The organism is Polynucleobacter sp. QLW-P1DATA-2 (assembly GCF_001870365.1).
Taxonomy (GTDB): Bacteria; Pseudomonadota; Gammaproteobacteria; order Burkholderiales; family Burkholderiaceae; genus Polynucleobacter.
This window is the reverse complement of the sequence record NZ_LZMQ01000003.1, coordinates 1,244,647-1,260,773: the sequence shown is the minus strand read 5'-3', so window position 1 is coordinate 1,260,773 and position 16,127 is coordinate 1,244,647. Positions and strand designations below refer to the sequence as shown.

Genomic DNA, 16,127 nt, shown 5'->3' with positions numbered 1-16,127 from the left:
ATATCCAATACTATATTAACCACCGAACGAATGAACCTTGAAATGACTATTACCAAATCCCTATTTCTGAGCATCTGCACTCTTTTTGGTTTATTGAGCACCGCTTTTGCTGCTAATGAAGCCGATTGGCCCAAAAAACCAATCGTGGCTATTCTTTCTTTTCCAGCCGGCGGATCTACCGATACATTTGCACGCGCAGTTGCGGCACCTCTTGGCGAAGCTTTAGGTCAGTCCGTGATTGTTGAGAACAAGCCTGGTGCCGGCGGGACGATTGGGCTGCAAGCAGCTGCTAAAGCAGCACCTGATGGTTACACCATTCACATTAGCGCCCTCACCAATCAGTCAATAGCCTTGGCTTTATTTAAAAATCCGCCAGCAGATTTACAAAAGGATTTTGTACCAGTTGCACTCATTGGCACCATTCCCCACCTCATTGTGGTTAATCCCAGTGTTCCCGCAAAAAATCTTCCCGAACTGATTGCTTTTATTAAATCCAAAAAGGGTGATTTCAATTACGCATCTCAAGGCAATGGCAGCCTGTCTCATCTTGAGGCCACTTTATTTATGCAGCGTATTGGGGCAACGGGTACCCACATTCCTTACAAAGGCAGCAGCTTTGCCCTTCCCGACTTAATCGCGGGCAATACCTTAATGATGTTTGATAGCGTTACTGCCTCACTACCTCATATTCAAAGCGGCAAATTACGCCCGATTGCGATTGCCGCAGCCGAGCGCTCACCACTGATGCCTAATGTTCCAACGCTCGGACAAGATGGCATGAAGCAGTTTGATGTAGAGAACTTTTATGCGATTTATGTTCCCAAAGGGACATCACCAGCAATTGTTAGCAAACTGGAGCATGAGATTCGGAAAATTCTGACCAATCCAGACTTTAAGTCTCGCATGGCAAACCAAGGTATCCATCCTCAGTTTGCAAACTCAGAGAAGCTTTCTGAAATTACTGCTAGCGAAGCAAGTAAGTGGGAGAAAATAGTGAAGTCTGCGAATGTTAAAGTGGACTAATTAATCTCCAATCCTTGAATAAGTAAAGCCATGATTATTTCTCCTCCATTTGGTGGTGGTCGCGCCCCAGTACTCGCCAGAAATACCGTTGCGAGCTCGCAGCCCTTAGCTACCCAAGCGGGTATTGAGGCGCTTCAAAATGGTGGCAATGCAGTGGACGCCGCACTAGCTACAGCGATTACGCTCACTGTGGTTGAACCCACGATGAATGGGCTTGGGGGTGATGGGTTTGCGATTTTGTGGGATGGTAACCAAATCCATGGACTCAATGCCTCTGGTCGTGCGCCTGCGGCTTGGACGCCCGAGTATTTTGCGGGCAAATCTGCCATGGACCTCATTGGTTGGAATACTGTCACTGTTCCAGGTATGGTGGCAGGTTGGATTGCACTATCTAGAAAATTTGGGAAGCTACCTTTTGCGCAGTTATTCAAGCGAGCGATCGCTTATGCAGAGAACGGCCTTCCTGTTTCTCCAGTCATTGCACGTCAATGGCGCGAAGCCATTCCGATTCTCAAAAATCAACCAGGCTTTAGTAAATCTTTTTTAATTGAGGGTAAAGCACCTCAAGCTGGACAAATCTGGAAATATCCCGCGCAAGCTAAAACCCTTAAAGAAATTGCCGCTACTGAAGGCAAGTCTTTTTACAAAGGCCCCTTAGCCCAAAGCATGGTGGACTTTGCACAAGCATCGGGTGGCTGCTTCACAATGCAAGACTTTGCTGACAACCAACCCGAGTGGGTTGAACCCCTCGCCTTTGATTATGGTGATTACACTCTTCTTGAAATCCCACCCAATGGCTCAGGCATTGCAGCGCAGATGGCCCTCGGCATCTTGCAAGCAGCCAATGTCAAACAATATCCTGCTAATTCAGCACAACGCATCCATCTACAAATTGAAGCAATGCGTCTGGCGTTTGCTGATGCCTATGCTCATGTATCTGATGCAAACTCGATGACGACTGCAGTATCTAGCTTGCTAGATCGTGATTACTTAGCAAGTCGCGCTGCACTGATTGATCATAATAAGGCCGGTAGTTATGGCCCTGGGGACCCCCACTCTGGCGGCACTGTCTATCTTTGCGCCGCTGATGAGTCAGGCATGATGATTTCGTATATTCAGTCAAACTTCAAGGGATTTGGATCTGGCGTGGTTGCTCCTGGCGGCATTGCTTTCCATAACCGCGGCATGAGCTTTAGTTTGGTTGACGGACACCCCAACCAAGTTGCCCCTGGTAAACGCCCTTTCCACACCATCCTGCCTGCTTTTTTAACTAAGGATGGTAAGCCAGCAATGGCGTTTGGTGTGATGGGTGGCAATATGCAACCCCAAGGCCATATTCAGTTTGTGATGCGCTTTGTGGATGAATATCTCAATCCGCAAGCGTGCTCTGATGCTCCACGTTGGCGTATCGATGATCTAGGCAAACTCACTGTAGAGGCTGCGATGCCACAAGGTGTTGTCGATGGACTTAAAGCCATGGGTCATGAAGTCGCTGTGCAGCCTGCTAACAGCCTTGACTTTGGTAGTGCTCAAGCGATTGCTAGATTAAGTGAAGATCCTGATTCTGCTTATATTGCTGGTAGTGATCACCGGCGGGATGGATTAGCAGCTGGCTTCTAAGGTAAAAATGAATTTTTTGGTAGCTAACTTACCAGTCCAGATCACTATCCCCTGGATTTGAAAATTCAGCAATTGGTAAATTGTCATCATCCATAGAGATAGCTTTAGCACTTTCTGACCAACCTACCCTTGCATTCTTTTTAGATTGTTGTAGCCCTGCCGTATTAAAACTTGCCAGGCGAAGGAGTTCATATTTTTTCACAGTGATTGAATTCATTTTTCCCAATAATAAAAAGATGGGAGACACTTCAATTTTAATTTAGAGCGAGCATCAACTTTCTGGGATAAATTCCTGCCCTCCTATTGTGGACATTGGTGCTCTCATTCATTTTTGAGTTTGCCTTTTTGATAAAATATGTATATACATATTTTAGGTAAGCGCATGCAAAATCTAGTTATCAGTCCAGAGACCCAAAGAAAGCTGGAACTAAAGCACGGTATAAGCCGCAGCGATGTTGAGCAATGCTTTTTAAATAGAACACGCTCCTACCTTTTGGATAATAGGCTAGATCACCTAACAGAGCCTCCAACTGAATGGTTTATCTCCGAGAATAATCGCGGAATATTAATAAAAGTAGTTTTTGTATTTGATAGTGGACTCATTTACCTAAAAAGCGCATTTCTGCCAAATTCAACAGAAATTCGTATATACAATACAATATCACTACCTTACTGAAAGTGTCATTTCTATGGCATTCACAAAACATAAAGATTGCAAGCGAGGAAAGCGATGATCGCAAAAATGAAGAAAGTAAAAGCCCATAACACCGCTGATGCCTGGGAAAGCGGTGAATTAGGTAGGGATATTAAATATGCTAGAGCTGTAGATAAAAAACTGGCGCCTCAAGTTGATGAAGCCCTTGGTCTGCAGATGATCTCCATTCGTTTAGAAAAAGACTTGATTGAGTCATACAAGCTCTTGGGTACAAAATATGACATGGGATACCAGCCTCTGATGCGCGAAGCTTTAAAAAGATTTGTTGAGGGTGAATTTAAGTTGATAGCTAGCGAGGCGCTTGAAAAACAAAAAGCATCCAAACCAAAACTAAATGCAATCAAAAGAATCCGGAAAGCAGCCTAAGATCCTATTTTGAAGGCAAGCAATTCATATAAAACCGCTTGATCTCTTGATCGCAGCTGACATCTCTAGGTTCGATCGGTCGTTGCAAAGAAATACCCTCAATCGTTTTGCAACGACTAAGCGCTACATAGACCTGCCCTGAGGCAAAGGCGCCAGAGGAGAGATCTACCTTCACCTTATCTAATGTCTTGCCTTGGCTCTTATGAATAGTCACAGCCCAAGCAAGCATCAATGGAATCTGCACATAGGTACCAATAATGCTGGGGGAGATTTTTCCAGACATCATGTCGTGATCGTAGCGATAAGACTCCCACTGATGTCCAGTGACTTCAACTGTATTTGAGTATGGTCCGTTTTGGACCATGACTTTGATCTTGTCTGGAAGTAATTCACGCACAACACCAATCGTACCGTTGACCCAACGCTTCGGAAACCCTGGATCAGTAGCCGTAAACATGACCTTGGCACCCACCTTTAAGACTAAGTTATTCGGGGAGGGCAAATTACGTTCATCGACATTGAACTTGCCGGTGGTTTTACCTGTGTAAACCTTACCTTCAGCCGTAATAGCTCGCAGCCCCGCTCCATTAATCTGATCGGCCCGAACATTAGTCGTTGTAAGAGTAATAGTCTGCTCATCAACCTGCGCATCCTTTCGATAACACTGAGCATTGAGGGTATCAATGGCTTCATCCACATCATGGTTGATTCGGATACGGTTAAGCAGGCTTGCAAAATGCTCATCCTTTTGACGGAAGATCTTTGATAGCTCAACCATCGTCACATCTTTGCGATGCAATGCCATTGCGCAGAAAAAATATGGCCCTTCATAGCCGCGATCCGCAAGTACTTGCATATCCGCACTCGAAACAACAGGCGGCAACTGAAACAAGTCACCTACAAACATTACCTGAATACCACCAAAAGGCTGACTCTTATGTGGGCCGTTAGCGCGCAAAAATAAATCCATCGCATCAACTACATCTGCTCGCACCATCGATATCTCATCAATGATGAGCAAACGAATATCTTTATAAAGTCGCTTATCTTTTAATGGCTTGATATCTTCTTCGGGAAATATCAGTCGTGGCGGCAATCTAAAGAATGAATGAATGGTGACACCCTTCACCTGCAATGCAGCTACACCAGTTGGAGCAACGACCACTACGTTACCTGGAATGTGTTCCCGCAAATAACCAATTAAAGTGGTTTTGCCTGTACCTGCCTTACCGCTCACAAAGATATAGGGGTCATGGCGGTCAATGGCTTCGATTACCGCCTGGTAATCTGGGGTGATTTCAATTTCGGAGGCTTGGGCAGTTGGGATAGACATACCCTATTGTTTCATGCTCAAGAAAAACTAGGGTCCAACTGAGAGCTTGCACTGATTTCTACCTGCCGTTTTAGCCTGATACATTGCCCGATCACATTCTTCGTAATATCGACTCATTATGTTGGGTGCAAAACCATCGTGCCTCTGGGAGGGGTCAAATACTGTAATACCAATGCTTATGGAGATGTGGATTTCCGTATCAGCAACTTTAGCAAGCACCTCTTTAGCAACATGTTTTCGGAGACGCTCCGCAACCTCGAAAGCTTGAGCTTGATCGGTGCCTGGAAGTACTACTAAAAATTCTTCGCCACCCACTCGTCCAAAAATATCAATCACCCTCAACTCTGCTTGACAATATCTTGCAAGGTTTAGAAGCACAGCATCACCAACGGAATGCCCATAGGTGTCATTGACAAGCTTGAAATGATCAATATCAATCATCAAAAGCGCTAGTTTATTTTTAGTTCGAAAGCTTCTTTCAATCTCTAATAAGGTTCTTGAAAATGTCTCTGGACGACTGAGTGCACCAGTTAACGAATCTGTTTTATTAATTTGCAAAAGCGTTAAATTTAAACTCTCTAAATTGCTCAGTAAACGCTTGATGTAGAGAGTGCCCAACAAGATGAGCGTTGAAATCACTGCAGCAAGCGCCGCATCCAATAAATTAAGATTGCCATCATTCGAGAAATCAAATGATGGAGTAATTCGTCTTCCAAGCATTAAAATGTATGCAACAGAAAGATATGAAAAGGTTTTACGATAAGAGTTGGTCCGCAATAGTAAGTAAATTGAAAAACCAACTGCAGTTGCTTGCGTGATGAGCGCTAAGAGATAGAGCCCAATACCCGCGATCATGCTTTATTTAGCCTCAAGAATTTTTTGTAAGACTTGCTCGCCCTCAAGCGCGAATGCCGCATCAACAATAGAGGCATCCAATTTACTACCAGCTTCTGCGCGAATCTCTTTCATGGCCGCATCTAATCCCAATCCCGGGCGATAAGGGCGATGTGAAGACATTGCTTCAATAGTGTCTGCTACAGCTAGAATTCGACCCTCTGGGCAGATCTGATCCCCTTTTAAGCCTTGAGGGTACCCGCTTCCATCTAAACGTTCGTGATGTTGTCTGACCATATCGGCAATTGGCCATGGGAAGGGGATATCTTTTAAAATTTGGTATCCAGAATCTACGTGCCCCTGAACTAATTGCATCTCGATATTTGTTAGACGTGATGGCTTAGTCAATATCTCTGAGGGGACAGACATCTTGCCAATGTCATGCACCATAGCCGCCATGTACAGAGCTTCTACCCTTTCTTCAGGCCATTGCAATTTTCGAGCAATCGCCATTGAAATTTCTGCAACTCTTTTTTGATGGCCTGCAGTGTAGGGATCTCTCCACTCCATAGTCCTGGACATCGCTTCAATGGTGGCACGCAGTGATGTTGCAAGGCGCTCTTGAATTAGCTCTTTTTCATGAATCTGATCATCTAATTGATGTTGACGCTCAATCGCCCTGAGACCAAACCCAATTTCCTTTGCCAGACTTTCAAAAAGAATGACATCAGTGAGGGCAAAAGCGCTAGGAATTTTTGAGTAAACCAGCAAGACTCCGAATGGATGATCACCACCATCGGGTATGGGTGCGCCCAGTGCGGAGCGAATGCCGAAATTTTCACTGAGTTTGCGCCAAGCTAAAAAATTGTCATCTGTTTGGGTATCTTCAATAATGCAGGACTTTCCAGTACGAATAACAAACCCCGCCGGACCAAGGCCGCTTGCCTGCTTATCCGACCAGCTCACTTGAATTTCATTGGTATAGGCAATAGCCTCACCAGCAGCACCTAAAAATCTGACTGTCTTGTTTTCATCATCTTCTGCCTTGCCAACCCAAGCCAAGACATAGGGTCCTTGCGCCGCAATCGCAGAGCAAACTTCTTGAATCAGCAAATTGGTTGACTCTGCCCTCGCTAGGGCTGCCGCCGCTTCCGCAAAAGCCGATAAAGCCCACTCTTGTCTCTGCAAATCGAATGTAGGAATACTCTGGACCGGGCTAGATGCGATTTCTTTTAAATTGCTCATTTATTGATTATGAATCTAAAAAAGTGCTATTAATATTTATTTAAATTCAAGTTATATATTTGATCAAGAACAAGTAAATAACTTGCAAGACGAATCAAAAAGACTAGATACTGAAAGGGGTAATTAAGAGAGTACAAAATGACCAGTGAAATTGAAAAAATTTATGCCAAATTACTTAGCCTAGAAGCTGAGGTGAGCAATCTGCGGCAGGGATATATTGTTGTGAATCAACGATATACAGAGGCTATTGGGGCGCTAAAACTCCTCACTACTAGCGCCTTAGAGGCTGCAAAACGTGCCGCTATTGCAGCTGAAAAAGCCTTGGTAGCAGCCAAAAAATCGTCTGATGCAGCTAATCTAGCCGCTTCAAAACAAGTGATTGATGCTGCTGAGGCCGCCGCAGATGCAGCGGCAGCATCAGCTCAGGCAGCAATTGAAGCAGCTGCGGCAGCTGCGGCTGCGGCTGCGGCTGCGGCTGCGGCAGTCGCTCATCGAGCTGAAGAATCCTCTATCCAGGCTTCTGCCGAAGCTGCAGAGGCAACTAAAAGAGCTGCAGAGGCTGCAGCTGAGGCTATCAGAATCTCAAATACCACTTTTGAAAGTATTCGTTCAGCTCGAAATAAAATTTGATTAAAGCGCTAAAAGTTGTCTATATAATCCTATAAGTTATTGTTATATATGACTTATTTATAAAAATAATCAAATAGAATCACGGTAAATTACCGCAATTCCCTCCAACCCGCTACCTCTGCCACAATATGCCGAAGATACTCATTATTTGTGGTACCCGCCCCGAAATCATCAAATTAGCGCCGGTCTACCATTATTTGAAAAAACAGACTTGGGCTGATGTTCTATGGCTTCATACAGGCCAACACGATGAGATGTCCAAAAAAATCTTGGCTTGCTTCGATATAAGCCCTGACATCACTTTAGTTAGAGAAGGTGAAAGCCTTTCTGATTTCACTATTGGTCTGCGCAGACAACTCGACAAAGTGCTCCAAGAACTGCATTGCGATATGGTGATCGTACAAGGCGATACCGAGAGCGCATTCGTTGGCGCTCTTGCTGCTTTCTATCAAAGAATTCCAGTTGCGCACGTTGAGGCAGGTCTGCGTACTTACAACCTCGATCGCCCCTTCCCCGAAGAGGGGCTACGCCAGATGATCACCAGAATTACCGCCTTGAACTTTGCGCCTACTCCTGGAGCAGAAGCCGCCCTCCTGAAGGAGGACATCAAGCCCTCCACAATCGTTTTGACCGGTAATACTGTGATCGATGCGCAATATTGGGTTATTGAGCATCACCATATTCAAGCAGAGAAACTAGACCACAAACAAATATTAATCACGATGCATCGCCGTGAAAATTGGGGCGATGAAATTGAGCAAGCCTGTCATGCCATTGCCCATTTAGCAAGACAGCATTCTGAAATGCAATTCCTATTTCCGGTTCATCTCAATCCATTGGTTAAAAACCAGGTCTATCCCATACTTGGGGAGTTAAATAATGTGCGTCTAGTTGCCCCTTTGGATTACTTAGAAATGCAACAAGCAATTGCGAATTCTTGGCTCATTCTTACTGACTCTGGTGGCATCCAAGAGGAAGCGCCTACCTTTGGTGTCCCCGTTCTAGTTTTACGAAAAGAAACTGAACGGCCCGAGGCGATTAATGCTGGCTGTGCCAAGATCATTGGCACCAATCAATCGGACATCATCAATGAAGTGCAGACACTGTGGGGCAACGCGGATCTATACAGCTCAATGCAAGCGAAGCAAAATCCTTTTGGCGATGGCAAGGCGAGCGAGCGAATTGCAGACACTATTCATCGGCACCCATTTAAAAGCGAATCTAAAAGCTAACCTTGATTTCTGATATTCAAATTTGGCTAGTCGATCTTGTATCGATCTATATGTATGGCTTGAAGTATGTTGCCATGACAATAGCCATCATCATTTTTTTTAGCAGCATCGATGATGTATTAATCGATATCACCTACTGGGTCAGGAAGGTTTGGCGCTCACAAACAGTTTATAAGCAAAATGAGCATCTTCAGTACACCGCTCTGAATGAAATCCCTGAAAAACCCCTAGCCATCATGGTTCCGGCGTGGAATGAAACTGGCGTAATTGGCAAGATGGCTGAGTTAGCAGCTACCACTATGGAGTATGAGAACTATCACGTCTTTGTTGGGACCTACCCTAATGATCCTGATACTCAAAAAGATGTGGATCGCGCATGCGCTATTTTCCCTAATGTGCATAAAGTCATTTGTGCACGACCAGGCCCAACTAGCAAGGCGGATTGTCTCAATAACGTTTTAGATGCCATCTTGCAGTTTGAGCGTCAAACGAACCTCGAATTTGCTGGGTTTATTCTGCATGATGCAGAAGATGTCATTTCTAGTATGGAGCTCAAGCTCTTTAATTACCTAGTTAATAAAAAGGATCTGATTCAGGTTCCCGTTTATCCATTTGAGCGCAAGTGGAATAACTTCACCAGCATGCACTACCTAGACGAGTTCACTGAGCTGCACGGCAAAGACATTCCGATTCGTGAAGCAGTAGCTGGACAAGTACCGAGTGCAGGGGTTGGAACCTGCTTTAGTCGACGCGCAGTTCTGGCATTACTAGCCGATGGTGATGGCATTGCCTTTGATATCAAGAGTCTGACGGAGGACTATGACATTGGCATTCGTTTAAAAGAAAAAGGGCTTAAAGAAATCTTCGTACGCTTTCCTGTCCTCAAGCCAGAAGAACTGCAAGGTGAAACATCTAAACCATTTGGACAAGATATTCTGGATGCCAATGTGATTTGTGTCCGAGAATATTTTCCAGATACGGTTGAGACTGCCGTAAGACAAAAGGCTCGCTGGATTACTGGCATCGTTTACCAAGGCTACAAAACGCATGGCTGGACCAAGGATTGGTTACTTAACTATTTTTTGTGGCGTGATCGTAAAGGTGCAGTTACGAACTTCATTAGCTTTGCTGCAACGCTGATTTTGATGCAGCTCACCCTCCTCTGGCTTTATCAGCATTTATGGCCAGATGCTTATCACTTCTTATCTATATTCTCAGATGACAAGTGGTTTGTTGCTGTTTTGATGATTAATCTCTACCTCATGATTAATCGCATGCTGCAGCGAGTCTATTTTGTCTCTAGATATTACGGCTTAAGTGAAGGGCTTATGTCCATTCCTCGTCTATTTTGGGGAAACTACATCAACTTTGTTGCTAATTGGCGTGCGCTCAGGTCCATTATCAAGCAGGGAGATCCCCATCGAGTGGCATGGGATAAAACCATGCATGACTTTCCTTCACTAGGACAAGAAAATCGAGAGCGTCAGATGTTAGGTCAAATACTCGTTGAGCAAGGCGCTATTAGTGAAGCAGAATTAAATAACGCGTTATTGAAGAAAACCAGAGGCCTCAAAATTGGCAACTGGTTGATTCATACCGGCAAGATTAATTCAGAAGAATTAGCCAAAGCCCTATCTACTCAATCCGGTGTGAGCTCTGAATCAGTGGATGCGTATGCCATTCCCCAAAATATCATCAAGTTACTACCCCAAGCGCTTGCCCTTCACTACGCAGCTTTACCGGTTCGCAAAGAAGGTAGCAAGCTAGTCTTGGCGTCGGAGTCCAATATCGATCCCGTCTCTTTAGCTGCGATCGCTCGCAAACTCAAGATGCCAGTCAAAAATGTACTAGCAAGACATGGTGAAATTACCGTCGGCCTCAGACATTGGTATGCCGATATTAAAACCGAAGATCCCAAGCAACTGCTTGAAAATGCGATTAGTGCTGGAAAACTTACCAGAGCCCAAGCAGACAAAATTTGGGACTATTTTGTCCCGCGACAATTTTTGTTTGCTGAAATTTTAATGTCTCTTGGTCGCATTGATAAAGCTTCCTTAAATGCCCTACTTCTTCAGCATGAGAATAGCGAGGAGAACTTAAGTCAATTCTTGGTTGGGAACAATATTATTTCTGATGAGACTCTAAAAGAAGCGCTGGACCTCCAAAAGGAGTTGCAGCCTAATATCAAGGACTTGATTGAAAAAGAGGCTTTAGCTAGATGAAGTTCAATCTCAAAGCCCTTATTCTTCTCTCTCTTGTGACCTTGCCAAGTTTTTTTCATGTAGCAAGCGCAGAGAACACTCCGGAAGAGGCTCGCTCTTTTCAAGAGTTCCTAACTTATCCGCATGTGGAAAAAGGCTTATCCGCAATTGCGAATCATGATTACGGTAGAGCAGTAGCAGAATTCAAGCAAGCCAGATCTTGGTCAACCGAGAGACCGGAGACCGCACTGTACTTGGCAAATGCCTACAACCTTGATGGCCAGTATCAAAATGCAGTCGAAGTACTAGAAGCGCAATTGATATACACCCCTAAAAATGCCACCGTCATAAGCGCGCTTGGCAATAATCGCAAAGCTTACGATCTCCAACTGCTCGAAAAGGGTCGCGCACTAGAAAATAATATTTCCGAACTTCAAACATATCTTGCTGATAACAAGCCTTTTTTCTTCGATGCTTATGACGAACATGGCTGGGTTGATTTATTAGCCAAAGCCTTCGCTAAAGAGCCTGAGCGCATACTAAGTTTCACTCCACACTTTGCCACTAATCAAGCATATCAAGACCAGATCGTATTGGAAGCCGCTCTCACCTCAGGAAATCAAGTTTTTGCCTCTGCTTACATCAAGGAACTTGCTTCAAAACTAAATAAGGATCCTCAGCTTGTTGAATTTCTGAGTTATCAACTGGCAAAGGATGGAGGAACCGCGCAAGCTATTCAAATTTTGATGCAGGCCTACCCTTTTGTTGATGCTAGCCCTCAACTACAAAAAAAGTTGGTTCTCCGTTTAGCAACTATGATTGAACAAAACCCCAAACTGGTGAGCACCACCGAGCTGGGCATTCTGGCTAAGCCGATGAATTCCTTTGATCTCAGAGGCATACAAGCCAATTTATTTGCTGCACTTAAAAACTGTAGCGTAGTCCGATCTCTCTTGAGTGATTTTTCAATTCCGCATAGCGAAACCGAGTGGCGCCTGCTTGGACAATGTTATCAAGTCAACCAGCCGGGATTGGCTGAATACGCCTACCAAAAAGCAATGGCGATGAACCCCAATATTGTCAATACTCGCGCTTATGCCTATCAAGCATTTGCGGTTAAAAATTATTCTCAATCGCTTTCAGCATGGCGCTCAATGGATATTAAGGAAATGTCCAATCAAGATCTTGAAAGTGCCGCCCTCACTGCGATCAGTGCGCAAGAGCCGCAATACGCTTTAGACTATCTAGCTCAACTTGATCAACGCAGTGCCCCAAAAGATGCACTCTATTGGTGGCTTGAGGCCCAACTTGAACTCAAAGAGTATCCCAGCATTGCAGCTGAAGATCTCAAAAAAGCGATTGCGCTTGCTCCAACTGTTGCTTATTACACCCAACTCGCCTCAATTCAACAAGAATTAAATCAAACCACTGAAGCTACCAGCTCTTTGGAGGCTGCTCTCAAGCTTGATCCAAGCAACACCAATACCCAAGCCTCTTTAGCTTATGCGTATTATCAAAATGGGCAGATGGTTCAGGCACGCACGCTCTTTCTATCGGCAAACCAAGCTCAGCCTGACGACTCTCGAGCTATTAAGCAACTAGCCTATACCGATCAAAAGCTTGGCCTCAATGAGGAGGCACTGAAGTACACCGAACTCGCAATCGATGATTACCATCTCCAAGCACCAGATGATTTAACCGCTGAAAACCAAAATCAGCTATTTGGTTTGCAGCGCATGCATGAAGATCTGACTCGCCGCTGGACATTCTCAGTAGATGCTACAGGTGGAAATCAAGTGACTACCGTTCCTAACTCTGGTCAACCAGGTCTCACATCTCGGAGCTATTCTCAAGCTGAGGCTGCTTACCGCCTAGGAGATCCCGCTATTGATGATGGCAAAACCTTCTCGGCTTACTCAAGGGTCTTTGCAGGAAGCGGAACCTTAAATACCGCACTTCCTCTTTATGCACCAATGGCTGCCGCAGGCTTCAGATGGAAACCCATCGGCAGTCAAAACATCAATCTTGCTGTTGAAGAACAAACTCCGCTGGATCACGTAGCCGGCAACCAAACTCAGGCTATGCTTAGAGCCAGCGCCTCTTTTTTAAATAGCGGAGCCTATAGCGATGATTGGCATCCAACTGGGCCAGGCTGGGTTGCTCAAAACCTATATCTCGATGCAGCTCACTATATGACCAGCGGGCTTACATCCCTCACCTCAGATTACCGGATCAGTTACCACGACAAAATTGTAATTGGACAAACGATTGAACCCTATACCCATCTGCAACTAAATACACTCAACAATCAGGTGAATCATGATTTACGCGTAGGTTTAGGGGTGCGGTGGAACTACTGGAGTGGCAATACCCAGTACAACGCCTATCCCAGCAAGGTTTACATTGGACTTGAGGCTCAGCATGCCTTCACTACCTACTTAAATGAAAAGAATGTGATCTTTTTATCCTTAGGAGGTAGATGGTGAAAAAGTTAAGCATTCAAATCCTATTACTATTTACCCTCCTCTTACCGCTGAATACAATGGCCATTACAGCCATTTTTTACCAGCCTCAAGAGTCTGATAAAAACATTGCTTCTCAAGAATGGCAGATGATCTTTCATCAGTTAAAGAAAAAGGGATTTGATACTCTAGCCATCCAGTGGACGCAATACGGAGACTTTCTCAAGAACCCAGAAAATCAGGTTTGGCTCAAAGAGCGCTTAGATCAAGCAACTGCAGAAAAATTGCAACTGATTATTGGCCTCTCTAGTGACCCAGAAATATTTAATCGCTTAAAAGAACCGTCAACTACCAGCGAAGTGTTTTTAAAAAAACTACAGTAGAAAAGATGCCTTATTGGTAGATTATTGGAAGAAGAATATCCCGGAGGATAAGTTAGCGGGCTGGTATCTGCCACTGGAAATTGATGACCGCGCATGGCGTGACGTAAAGGCATTTGATATTCTCAGAAAATATCTTAAGGAAGAGAGCCAAAAGATTCATATGGCATCAGAGAAGCCGATTTATATTTCGAGCTTTTTTACTGGAAATATGTCTCCAAATGACTATAGCAAAATGATCTCTAGTCTGCAGCAGACTTCTGGTCTACGTATTTGGGTCCAAGACGGTGCTGGCACCGGCAAACTAAACTCATCTGAGAGGGCTTTATATTTGACGCCACTCACAAAATGTAATTCGCCAAATGCTTCAGGATTCATTTTCGAGATCTTCGAGCAAACCCAACATGACCGGACCTTCTCGGCTGAGTCTCTACCACCGCAATTGCTAGCGAAAAGATTAAAGCTAAGGGCGCCTTGCCAGCTTGATAGTGTTTTCTTTGAATTGCGCTATCTATTCGAGAACAGCTTTAAAGCGAAGAATTGATTGGCTTAGATCCGCTATAGATTTGAATATTATTCTTACCAGTATTCTTAGCGAGATACATTGCAGCATCGGCATTCTTCATCAACTCAGCTTCATCTAAGGCGTGATCAGGGAAAAGCGCTATCCCGATGCTGACCGAAGTATGCAGCACCAAATTATCTAATGTAATTGGCATCGATATTGCAGAACGAATTTTTTCAGCAACAACATAGGCATCTTTTTCAGAATCAATCTTTGGCAAGAGGACAACAAACTCATCTCCCCCCACTCGACCGATGATATCCACATCACGTATAGAGCCCATCATGCGCTTTGCAACAGTAATCAGTAGGCTGTCTCCAACGTTATGGCTGTAGATATCATTCGTTGTTTTAAGGTTATCTAAATCAATAAATAAGAGTGCAAGTTTTTCATTATCTTTTCTTGCTCGATCTAAGGCTTGCTCAAGACGATCAGAGAAGAACAATCGATTAGGTAACTTAGTCAGAACATCATGATGCGCAAAATACTGTGCTTGTGCATTACGTTTATAGGCGCGAATCAGCAAGTAAGCACCCAGGCAAATAATGGCGATACTGAAAAGTGTCGTATAGGCCAAGCTAATGAGTGCGCTATACCAACGCGCCAAATAAACTTGCTTACTGACAATAGCTCCGACAATGAGCGGATAACCCTCAACCTTGCGATACGAGAGCATCCGCTCGCCGGGATTATTGCCCCGCGTAAATCCGGGTAAATCAGTAATAATGACTCCATTATCGATATTTTCTTGGGATAATGAAGACTGAATTAGACCTCCCGTGTTAAGCCCACCGATGAGGTTATCCACCAGTGGCCATCTAGTCAGAAGGCGATGGTCGTCTCGATACAGCACAACCGAGGATCCCTCCCCAAGACTCATGCCAATCTTTTCATAGAGAGAAGAAAAAATTTCTACAGAAACACCAACCAATATCAAACCCAAAAACTCATGTCTTGCACCGTTCACTCGTTTAGCAAGATAAAAAACCCATTTGCTCGTTCCCTTATTTCTGACGGGAAGACTAAAAAATGTAGCCTGGTCATCATGTTTGCTTAACCATTGAAAATAATCTCGATCGGCTAAATTGATGTCTGGTGGCGGGAATGATCTTGTGAAATTGAGAATCTTGCCGTTTTTATCTACAAAAGTAGCCACATCAAGAACTGGGTTTGATTTCACCTTATCCAAAAGCAAGTTGTATTGCTGCTTTTGAGAAGCAAAGTGTATAAATTCTTTCTCGGTAGAGATCTCGGAAAACCTTTCAATTTCATCTAAGCTTTGCAGGGCTGTATTGGCTGAATAGATCGTTTGCGTCGTATGGGCAGATAGAATTTCAGTCAGATTAGCAACCTGATCAATACGCGCTTTAATGATGTTGTCGCGCAAGATCAGGGCAGAAATGAATCCATTAACAACAAAGATAGAAATGAGAGCAACACTGACTAAAGTGATGAGCTTGATATTTCTGTTTACTTTTTCTTGTGTAGCATGATCGATTGATAATAGCTCTGCCATTGCTA

At 44.3% G+C, this 16,127-nt stretch carries 14 protein-coding genes; 9 read left to right on the top strand and 5 right to left on the bottom strand.

Annotated elements, in window-relative coordinates; genetic code table 11:
* Positions 1–42 precede the first annotated feature (42 nt).
* Entirely contained in the window at positions 43–1,023 is a 981-nt protein-coding gene (locus tag A9236_RS09055; RefSeq protein WP_071465148.1) for a tripartite tricarboxylate transporter substrate binding protein, read from the top strand.
* Positions 1,024–1,053: 30 nt separating this feature from the next.
* The gene (locus A9236_RS09050) at positions 1,054–2,643 is read left to right on the top strand and encodes a gamma-glutamyltransferase family protein (protein WP_071465047.1); all 1,590 of its coding nucleotides are present in this window, start codon (positions 1,054–1,056) and stop codon (positions 2,641–2,643) included.
* A 28-nt stretch (positions 2,644–2,671) separates the two neighbouring features.
* Here the strand turns inward: A9236_RS09050 and A9236_RS09045 are convergent, their stop codons facing one another.
* Positions 2,672–2,860 (bottom strand): hypothetical protein, encoded by a 189-nt coding sequence (locus A9236_RS09045; RefSeq protein ID WP_071465046.1) that lies wholly within the window; start codon positions 2,858–2,860, stop codon positions 2,672–2,674.
* Positions 2,861–3,373: 513 nt separating this feature from the next.
* Between A9236_RS09045 and A9236_RS09040 the strand changes: the two genes are divergently transcribed.
* Positions 3,374–3,724: a hypothetical protein gene (locus A9236_RS09040; protein WP_071465045.1), complete on the top strand. Its 351-nt coding sequence runs from the start codon at positions 3,374–3,376 to the stop codon at positions 3,722–3,724.
* Between the two features lie 4 nt (positions 3,725–3,728).
* Here A9236_RS09040 and A9236_RS11490 read toward each other — a convergent pair whose 3' ends face one another.
* From A9236_RS11490 to A9236_RS09025, 3 genes are read right to left on the bottom strand one after another with little or no spacing between them, the layout of a single operon-like run.
* Positions 3,729–5,057 carry an ATP-dependent RecD-like DNA helicase gene (locus tag A9236_RS11490; RefSeq protein ID WP_071465044.1) on the bottom strand — a complete coding sequence of 443 codons (1,329 nt, stop codon included), beginning with the start codon at positions 5,055–5,057 and terminating at the stop codon, positions 3,729–3,731.
* Positions 5,058–5,084: 27 nt separating this feature from the next.
* Positions 5,085–5,912, bottom strand: a complete 828-nt coding sequence (locus A9236_RS09030) for a GGDEF domain-containing protein (RefSeq protein ID WP_071465043.1) — start codon at positions 5,910–5,912, stop codon at positions 5,085–5,087.
* A 3-nt stretch (positions 5,913–5,915) separates the two neighbouring features.
* Positions 5,916–7,136, bottom strand: coding sequence for an HD domain-containing phosphohydrolase (locus A9236_RS09025; protein WP_071465042.1), 1,221 nt, complete (start codon positions 7,134–7,136; stop codon positions 5,916–5,918).
* Between the two features lie 138 nt (positions 7,137–7,274).
* Here A9236_RS09025 and A9236_RS09020 point away from each other — a divergent pair, with 138 nt between their 5' ends.
* From A9236_RS09020 to A9236_RS11465, 6 genes are all read left to right on the top strand, one after another.
* Positions 7,275–7,766: a hypothetical protein gene (locus A9236_RS09020; protein ID WP_071465041.1), complete on the top strand. Its 492-nt coding sequence runs from the start codon at positions 7,275–7,277 to the stop codon at positions 7,764–7,766.
* A gap of 128 nt (positions 7,767–7,894) precedes the next feature.
* Entirely contained in the window at positions 7,895–8,998 is a 1,104-nt protein-coding gene (wecB, locus tag A9236_RS09015) for a non-hydrolyzing UDP-N-acetylglucosamine 2-epimerase (protein ID WP_071465040.1), read from the top strand.
* 2 nt (positions 8,999–9,000) lie between these two features.
* The gene (locus tag A9236_RS09010; protein WP_083393448.1) at positions 9,001–11,220 is read left to right on the top strand and encodes a glycosyl transferase family protein; all 2,220 of its coding nucleotides are present in this window, start codon (positions 9,001–9,003) and stop codon (positions 11,218–11,220) included.
* Complete coding sequence (locus A9236_RS09005; protein ID WP_071465039.1) at positions 11,217–13,685, top strand: tetratricopeptide repeat protein; 2,469 nt, start codon at positions 11,217–11,219, stop codon at positions 13,683–13,685. Before A9236_RS09010 ends, A9236_RS09005 begins: the two co-directional genes overlap by 4 nt.
* A 56-nt stretch (positions 13,686–13,741) precedes the next feature.
* Positions 13,742–14,044: a DUF4434 domain-containing protein gene (locus A9236_RS11470; RefSeq protein ID WP_255402242.1), complete on the top strand. Its 303-nt coding sequence runs from the start codon at positions 13,742–13,744 to the stop codon at positions 14,042–14,044.
* 13 nt (positions 14,045–14,057) lie between these two features.
* Positions 14,058–14,585, top strand: a complete 528-nt coding sequence (locus A9236_RS11465) for a DUF4434 domain-containing protein (protein WP_071467849.1) — start codon at positions 14,058–14,060, stop codon at positions 14,583–14,585.
* On the opposite strand, the gene A9236_RS08990 is transcribed toward A9236_RS11465, so the two are convergent.
* A complete protein-coding gene (locus tag A9236_RS08990; RefSeq protein WP_071465037.1) occupies positions 14,569–16,122 on the bottom strand; it encodes a sensor domain-containing diguanylate cyclase in 1,554 nt (517 codons plus the stop codon). The genes A9236_RS11465 and A9236_RS08990 overlap by 17 nt on opposite strands.
* Between the last annotated feature and the right edge of the window lie 5 nt (positions 16,123–16,127).